The sequence below is a fragment of the Psychrobacillus sp. genome (assembly GCF_056205495.1).
In genome coordinates, this window is sequence record NZ_JBAEAP010000232.1 from 1 (window position 1) to 8563 (window position 8563).

The window sequence follows — 8563 nt, forward strand, 5'->3', positions numbered from 1 at the left end:
GTCAAATGGATAAAAGCTCCGGTGGCTGAATAGCTGCCTCCTCGCTTTTCTCCATTTGTCTGTCGGGGCAGAGACAGGCGATTGTGCTTTTCTTATTGTCTAGCTCCATCGCCTTGCCCCTCGGGGTCAAATGGATAAAAGCTCCGGTGGCTGAATAGCTGCCTCCTCGCTTTTCTCCATTTGCCTGTCGGGGCAGAGACAGGCGATTGTGCTTTTCTAATTATAAATTTCAGTGAGGTCTTGATTATATGGAACATTTATTACAGCATTTTAGGAAAGAAGAGCAACCTTTTATCGAGCAAACGGTTAGTATGATGAGAGAGGTTGAGGATCGTTATGCGCCAAAGCTAACGGATTTCTTAGACCCAAGACAACAATTTATCGTGGAGTCTATACGTGGGCAATATGAAATAATTGAGTCTAGCTCTGCTGGTGCTTTAGAGGACGCGGAGAGAAAAAGGATACTACTTTATCCCTCGTATTTCGAACCAGCGGAATCTGATTATAATATGACCGTAGTGGAAGTTAAGTATCCGCAAAAATTTGTAACTTTAAAGCATCAAGATGTACTTGGTTCGATGATGTCCTTAGGGATTGATCGAAGTAAGTTTGGTGATATTCGTGTGGAGGAAGGTTCTATTCAGTTTGTAGTTGCTACAGAGGTTCTTGACTACGTTAGAGCAAATTTCGTCAGTATTGGTAAGGTTAAAGTTCATATGGAAGTAGTAGAAGATCCGGCGAACTATTTTAGACAGCAAGAAATATGGATTTCAGAGAATCATACGGTTAGCTCTTTAAGACTGGATACAGTTATCTCATCTATTTTCAATATTTCTCGGCAAAAGTCTGCTTCTATCATTCAAGGTGGAAAAGTAAAGGTCAATTTCACTGTAAAAGAACAAACATCCTTAGAGTTACAGGAGTTAGATCTAATTTCTGTAAGAGGATTTGGTCGATTAAAGTTATTGATGATTGAAGGAAGAACAAAAAAAGACAAAATTAGACTGCAAATTGGTAGATTAGAGCCAAAAAAGTGATTTCCTTAAATTAAATTTGAAATTTAGATGTTTTCAACCTGCCGGAAATGTATAATAGAGGGAAGAAGATTAGTATGTAAAGGAGATGGATAGGATGCCACTAACACCACTTGATATACATAACAAAGAGTTCAGTAAAGGATTCAGAGGTTATAACGAAGATGAAGTAAACGAATTTCTGGATCAAATCATGAAAGACTTAGAGATACTCATCAAAGAAAAAAAAGAGTTAGAGCTTAAATTAAAGTCATCTAGTGAAAAGGTTGGCCATTTCACCACGATAGAAGAAACCTTACATAAATCCATAGTTGTTGCCCAAGAGGCTGCTGAGGAAGTAAGACGAAACTCTCAAAAAGAAGCAAAGCTTATTGTAAAAGAGGCAGAAAAAAATGCAGACCGTATTGTCAATGAAGCTCTATCTAAAGCTCGGAGAATTGCTTTAGAAATAGAGGAATTGAAGAAACAGTCTAAAGTGTTTAGAAATCGCTTTAAAATGCTAGTAGAGGCTCAATTAGATCTTATTAATACAGACGATTGGAATCATTTGATGGAGTATGATGTAGATTCTACTGCTGTCGATCGTATTTCTGCTACAGAGGAATAAGAGATTTCTTGACTGCTGGCCGTACATTTCCTATAATAATTTCATATCATATATACATGCATTGAAAAAGACGTCTAAAAATGATTTCAGTCAAGCGACTTGGGGATGGTGGAAGCTCAAGCAATGAAGCGTTTTAGAAGATCACTTTGGAGCAAGGACACTGAATTTTTAAGTGTCTTCGGATATGTCCCGTTATGACATACTAAGCGGCGATTACTTTTGGTAATCGCAAGTAGGGTGGTACCGCGAGCATAACTTCTCGTCCCTTTTTGGGATGAGGGGTTTTTTTATTTGTAAATATACCAGTACCTGCGAAAAATGAAGGAGGAAGAACAAATGGAGTACAAAGACACATTATTAATGCCAAAAACAGATTTTCCTATGCGTGGAAACCTACCGGTCAAAGAAGTAGATATCCAAGCAAAATGGGAAGAACAGGACATCTACAAGAAGGTTTTAGAAAGAACGAAAGATCGTCCATTTTTCGTCCTGCATGATGGTCCTCCGTATGCAAATGGTGATATTCATATTGGGCATGCTTTAAACAAAGTTCTGAAAGATATGATCGTTCGTCACAAATCAATGACTGGCTATCATGCTCCTTATGTGCCAGGCTGGGATACTCACGGACTTCCAATTGAACAGGCTTTAACAAACAAAGGTGTTAAGCGTAAAGAATTATCATTGGCTGAATTTAGAAAGCTATGTGAGGATTATGCCTATCAACAAATTGACAACCAACGTACTCAGTTTAAACGTTTGGGTGTACGTGGAGATTGGGAAAATCCTTATGTGACTTTAAAGCCTGAATTTGAATCTCGCCAAATCGAGGTATTTGGTGCGATGGCTAAAAAGGGATACATTTATAAAGGACTGAAGCCTGTTTACTGGTCACCTTCAAGTGAATCAGCGTTAGCAGAGGCCGAAATTGAATATCAAGATAAAAAATCTCCATCCATTTATGTAAGCTTTGCTGTTACAGATGGTAAAGGGGTATTAGAAGAAGGTACAAAGTTTATTATTTGGACTACAACTCCATGGACAATTCCAGCAAACCTTGCTATTTCATTGCATCCACGAGTGGAGTATGTCGTAGTGCAAGCAAATGAAAATAAATATGTTGTAGCGAAAGACTTGGTAGAATCAGTGGCAGCTGAGCTGGGCTGGGAAGAGTATTCTATTGAACGTACAATTCTTGGTCAAGAAATGGACCGTCTAGTTGCTAAACATCCTTTGTATGACCGTGATTCTTTAATAATCCTAGGTGAACACGTAACTACTGAATCTGGTACTGGTTGTGTTCATACGGCACCAGGACACGGGGAAGATGACTTTTACGTAGGGAAAGCTTATGGTCTAGATGTGCTTTGTCCAGTAGATGAGCGTGGAGTAATGACAGCAGAAGCACCAGGCTTCGAAGGGTTATTCTATGATACAGCCAACAAAGCAATTACAGAAGCATTAGAAGAAGCAGGAGCGTTAGAGAAGCTTACATTCTTTACTCACTCCTATCCACATGACTGGCGTACGAAAAAGCCTGTTATTTACCGTGCAACACCACAATGGTTTGCTTCAATTGAGGCATTTAGAGATGAATTATTACAATCTATCCGTAACACTAAATTTACACCAGCATGGGGCGAAACGCGTTTATATAATATGATTCGTGACCGTGGAGATTGGTGTATATCTCGTCAGCGTGTATGGGGTGTGCCAATTCCAGTGTTTTACGCAGAGGATGGAGAACCGATTTTAACAGAGGAAACAATTGCTCATGTATCAAATCTTTTCCGTGAGCATGGTTCGAATATTTGGTTTGAAAGAGAAGCGAAAGACTTGCTTCCTGAAGGATTCACACATCCACATAGTCCAAATGGTATCTTTACAAAAGAGACAGATATTATGGACGTTTGGTTTGACTCTGGATCTTCCTACCATGGTGTTTTAGAAGAACGTGATGATTTAGTATTCCCAGCAGACTTATACCTAGAAGGTTCTGACCAATATCGTGGCTGGTTTAACTCTTCTTTAATCACAAGTACAGCTATGCATGGTCATGCTCCATACAAAGGGCTACTAAGTCACGGATTTATTTTAGACGGAAATGGTCGTAAAATGAGTAAATCACTAGGAAATGTAATTGTTCCTGCAAAAGTAATGAACCAATTAGGTGCTGACATTTTACGATTATGGGTTGCTTCAGTAGACTATACTGCTGACGTTCGAGTTTCAGATGCAATTATTAAGCAAGTGACAGAGGTATATCGTAAAATCCGTAATACACTTCGCTTCTTACATGGGAACATCAGTGATTTCAATCCAGCAAGCAATCGTGTAGCATTTGAAGATTTACGTGAAGTAGATCAATATATGTACATGAAATTACAAGAAGTTATTAAGACTGTTAGAGCAGCTTATGAGCGCTATGATTTTGCGACCGTTTATCATACAGTAAATAACTTCGTATCTGGAGAGCTAAGCTCCTTCTATTTAGATATTGCAAAAGATGTTGTATATATTTATGGAGCAGATGACAAAGATCGTCGTGCAATGCAATCCGTAATGTATGATACACTTTCAGCTTTATTGAAACTGTTAACTCCAATTCTTCCACATACAACAGATGAGCTTTGGGCTTATTTGGAGCATGAGAAGGAAGAAAGTGTACAATTAACAGACATGCCAGATGCTGTTGAATATCCAGCTTTCGAAGCGCTTGCTCCTAAGTGGGAAAAAATCATGGAGCTACGTGATGATGTTCTTAAAGCGCTTGAGGAATCTCGTAATGCTAAGACAATTGGTAAATCATTAGAAGCAAAAGTTACGTTATATGTTAGTGATGAATATAAAGTATTATTCGATACTGATGCAATTGACTTTGCACAACTATTTATCGTATCTAAGTTTGTTCTGGGTGGCTCCCAATCTGAGGCTCCAGCAAACAGTTTAGTGCTTGAGCATTCATCTGTTGTAATAGAAAAAGCAGATGGAGAAAAATGTGAACGCTGCTGGACTATTGCTGAAACAGTAGGAGAAAGCGAAGCTCACCCGACTTTATGTACTCGTTGTGCAGAAGTTGTAGAAAAACATTACGTATAATAAATTTATAGATGCCCTATATGTAAATTCAAGGGTACTGAAAATAACAGTCAAAAAGAATAAAAGCGAGTACGTGAACGATTATCGTTTACGTACTCGCTTTTTTATAACGAGAGTGATTATATAGTGAACCTGTTAATTAGGGCACTTTTTATAAGAGTTAGTATAGTATTTGCATAAACAGCAAAGTATTATATAACATAGAGTTTCCCAGGACGTTTAAAGAGAAGCCTAACTTTTCTTTGTATAATCTATAGATGCTCTTTTACGTAAGATAGGTTTCTATGGTAAACTATTGTAGATTGTTTAATATTATTCAGCAAAAATCTTTTTAATAATTATTAGTTGGATGTAATATTCATTACTACAGACGAGAGAGGTCGTTAAGGCTTATTTGATTATCGGGGGAATTAATGTGTGGAAATTTTATGGACTAGCAGTATTTGTTATTGCCTTAGATCAATGGACAAAATGGCTTGTTGTTAAAAATATGACGCTTGGTGAGCAAATTATGATTTGGGACCCATACTTTGCACTGCTTTCACATCGTAACCGTGGTGCCGCGTGGGGTATGCTCCAAGGACAAATAGGATTTTTTGCGGTAGTTACTATAATTGTAATCGCTGCAATTATTTATTACTTCCATAAGGAAGCAAAAGGGAAACCTGTTTTTCAAGTAGGATTAATGCTTTTACTAGGTGGAGCAATTGGTAACTTTATAGATCGACTTTGGAAAGGCGAAGTAGTTGATTTTGTAGATGTGCTCATTCCAATTGTTAACTATGATTTTCCGATTTTTAATATTGCAGATGCTGCCCTGACTATAGGAGTTGTAGTAGTAATTATTTTTATACTACTAGAAGAACGAGCTGAAAAGAAAAAGGTGAAATAATGGAAGAATTAACGTTTATTATTGAAAAAGAACAAGAAAAAGAGAGAATTGATAAAGCAATTGCTTCTTTTGATACAGACTGGTCTCGTACACAAATTCAAAACTTTATAAAAGATGGTAGTGTATTAGTTAATAACGAGCCTGCCAAAACAAGCTACAAGGTAAAGGAAGGCGATGTTATCATTGTCACACCTCCTGAAGTAGTTGAGCTAGACATAGTGGCAGAAAACTTAAACCTTGAAATCGTTTATGAGGACGAGGATGTATTAGTAGTGTATAAGCCAAGAGGTATGGTAGTTCATCCGGCTCCCGGACATCTTAGCGGTACGCTTGTTAATGGTCTTATGTATCAAATTAAGGACCTTTCTGGTATTAACGGAGTATTACGTCCAGGAATTGTCCATCGTATCGACAAGGATACGACAGGTCTTTTAATGGTAGCTAAAAACGACGTTGCCCATGTTTCTTTAGTAGACCAACTTGTAAAGAAAACTGTTACTCGTAAATATACAGCACTTGTTCATGGCCACATAGCTCATGACAAAGGAACAATTGATGCACCGATAGGCCGAGACAAAAAAGAGCGTCAAAACATGGCAGTCGTTGATAATGGTAAGCATGCTGTAACTCATTTCCGTGTATTAGAACGCTTTAACAAATATACTTTAGTGGAATGTCAGTTAGAAACTGGTAGAACACACCAAATCCGTGTTCATATGAAGTATATTGGTTATCCTTTAGCTGGAGATCCAAAATATGGTCCAAAGAAAACACTAAACTTTAATGGACAGGTTTTACATGCGGGAGTTCTTGGTTTTATACAGCCTAGAACTGGGGAATATTTAGAATTCTCATACCCACTACCAGAGGATTTCACGGATTTATTGCAAGATTTAAGAAAAACAGCATTGCCAAAAGAAGAATAGTCAGATATACTGATTACAATAAATTGAATAGTTTCACCTTTAATAACAGTCCAGAGAGGCTGAGAAGGTACATGTGAAAGTGACTCACTATTATTCTGCGGATTAATAGGATCACTATATTTTAAACGCGCACATACAACCTCTTGGGCTCTTCTAGCTCAAGAGGTTTTTTACATTTCCGAATAGGAGGAGATAATTTATGGAAGAAAAAGCAAGCATTCTAGATGAACAAGCCATTAACAGGGCACTTACTCGAATTGCACATGAAATAATTGAACGGAACAAAGGAATTGAAGAATGTATATTAGTAGGCATAAAAACTAGAGGTACATATCTAGCACAAAGACTGGCTGAGAGAATCGAAAAAATTGAAGGCAAACCAATCAAAACGGGTGAATTGGATATTACATTATATCGAGACGATTTATCAATCAAAAGCGCTTCTAATGAGCCTTTAGTACAGCAAGTAGATATTTCCCATGATGTAACGAACAAAAAAGTAATTTTAGTAGATGATGTGCTATTTACAGGAAGAACAGTTCGAGCGGCAATGGATGCAGTAATGGATATTGGTCGGCCCTCTCAAATACAGCTGGCTGTTTTGATCGATAGAGGACATAGAGAGCTACCAATTCGAGCGGATTATGTTGGCAAGAACATTCCTACCTCTAGCAGTGAAAAAATAGTAGTTAAAGTTACAGAGACAGACAAAATAGATGCTGTAACAATCTTTGAATAAACCAAAAAAGGTGGCGACTTAAATGTCAAAGGCAATATTAGATGTAAATGACAAGCCTACAGGTGGACAGCTGATTACTTTAAGCTTTCAGCACATGTTTGCAATGTTTGGCTCAACAATATTAGTACCTCAGCTTGTAGGGTTAAGTCCTGCTATCGCATTGCTAACAAGTGGTATAGCAACTATCATTTTTTTAATGATAACCAGATTTCAAGTACCAGCGTATCTTGGTTCCTCCTTTGCTTTTATAGCGCCTATACTAGTTGCTTCAAATGGATTAAATGAATCAACAGGCAAAGCTATAGACCCTGGAAATGCCATGATTGGAGCAGTATTCGTCGGTTTGGTATATGGTGTAGTGTCACTGATCATTTGGAAGAGTGGCTATAAGTGGATTATGAAGCTATTACCACCAATCGTTGTTGGTCCGGTAATTATGGTTATTGGTCTTGGATTAGCAGGAGTAGCAGTGGACATGGCCATGAATATTACAAATGTAGAAACTGGTTTAAAAGAATATAGCTTTTTACATTTTTCAGCAGCGCTAGTGACATTGTTTACAGCAATCATTTGTACAATATTCTTTAAAAATATTATAAGTACAATGCCAATTTTAATAGGCTTAGTAGTTGGATATCTCTACTCTATCCTGATTGGTATTGTAGATTTTACACCAGTTAAAGAGGCTAGCTTGCTAGCGTTACCTGATTTCTTAATACCAGGTGTTCATTATGACTTTGAAGTTACTTCTAGAATCTTGCTCATTATGGTACCAATTGTCATTGTTACTATTTCGGAACATATTGGCCACCAATTAGTACTAGGGAAGGTAGTTAATAGAGACTTCATTAAAGAACCAGGTTTACATCGATCGCTTCTAGGGGATGGTCTTGGAACATTTGCTAGTGCCTTAATCGGTGGACCTCCAAAGACAACCTATGGTGAGAATATTGGGGTATTGGCAATTACTCGCGTATATAGTGTTTATGTAATAATGGGAGCAGCTGTGATCGCCATATTACTTTCTTTCTTTGGTAAAGGTATGGCTCTAATTACAACGATACCTACTGCAGTACTCGGTGGAGTGTCTATCCTTCTTTTCGGAATTATCGCTTCAAGCGGATTACGAATGCTAGTAGAAGCAAATATTGATTTTGGGAATAGCCGAAATCTAGTCATTGCATCGGTAATCCTTGTAATTGGTATAGGTGGAGCTAAATTTATAGTTACAGAGGCTTTGAGTGTGGAAGGTATGGCACTAGCAGC

Annotated in this window: 7 protein-coding genes and 1 other annotated feature; all 7 genes read left to right on the forward strand. The window is 37.8% G+C overall.

The window, feature by feature from the left end:
* The first annotated feature begins 248 nt into the window (after window positions 1-248).
* Window positions 249-1037 (forward strand): YlmH family RNA-binding protein, encoded by a 789-nt coding sequence (locus AC06OU_RS06650; protein WP_475854821.1) that lies wholly within the window; start codon window positions 249-251, stop codon window positions 1035-1037.
* 94 nt (window positions 1038-1131) lie between these two features.
* The gene (locus tag AC06OU_RS06655; RefSeq protein ID WP_169361231.1) at window positions 1132-1641 is read left to right on the forward strand and encodes a DivIVA domain-containing protein; all 510 of its coding nucleotides are present in this window, start codon (window positions 1132-1134) and stop codon (window positions 1639-1641) included.
* Window positions 1642-1693: 52 nt separating this feature from the next.
* Window positions 1694-1911, forward strand: a binding site (T-box leader).
* A gap of 66 nt (window positions 1912-1977) precedes the next feature.
* Window positions 1978-4740 carry an isoleucine--tRNA ligase gene (ileS, locus tag AC06OU_RS06660; RefSeq protein WP_475854823.1) on the forward strand — a complete coding sequence of 921 codons (2763 nt, stop codon included), beginning with the start codon at window positions 1978-1980 and terminating at the stop codon, window positions 4738-4740.
* A 415-nt stretch (window positions 4741-5155) separates the two neighbouring features.
* On the forward strand, window positions 5156-5632 hold the full coding sequence (gene lspA, locus AC06OU_RS06665; protein WP_475854825.1) for a signal peptidase II: 477 nt from the start codon (window positions 5156-5158) through the stop codon (window positions 5630-5632).
* Entirely contained in the window at window positions 5632-6558 is a 927-nt protein-coding gene (locus AC06OU_RS06670; protein WP_475854826.1) for an RluA family pseudouridine synthase, read from the forward strand. Before lspA ends, AC06OU_RS06670 begins: the two co-directional genes overlap by 1 nt.
* Window positions 6559-6757: 199 nt before the next feature.
* Window positions 6758-7297 (forward strand): bifunctional pyr operon transcriptional regulator/uracil phosphoribosyltransferase PyrR, encoded by a 540-nt coding sequence (gene pyrR, locus AC06OU_RS06675; RefSeq protein WP_169361235.1) that lies wholly within the window; start codon window positions 6758-6760, stop codon window positions 7295-7297.
* Between the two features lie 22 nt (window positions 7298-7319).
* The coding region (locus AC06OU_RS06680) for a solute carrier family 23 protein (protein ID WP_475854828.1) at window positions 7320-8563 on the forward strand (1244 nt) is incomplete at its 3' end.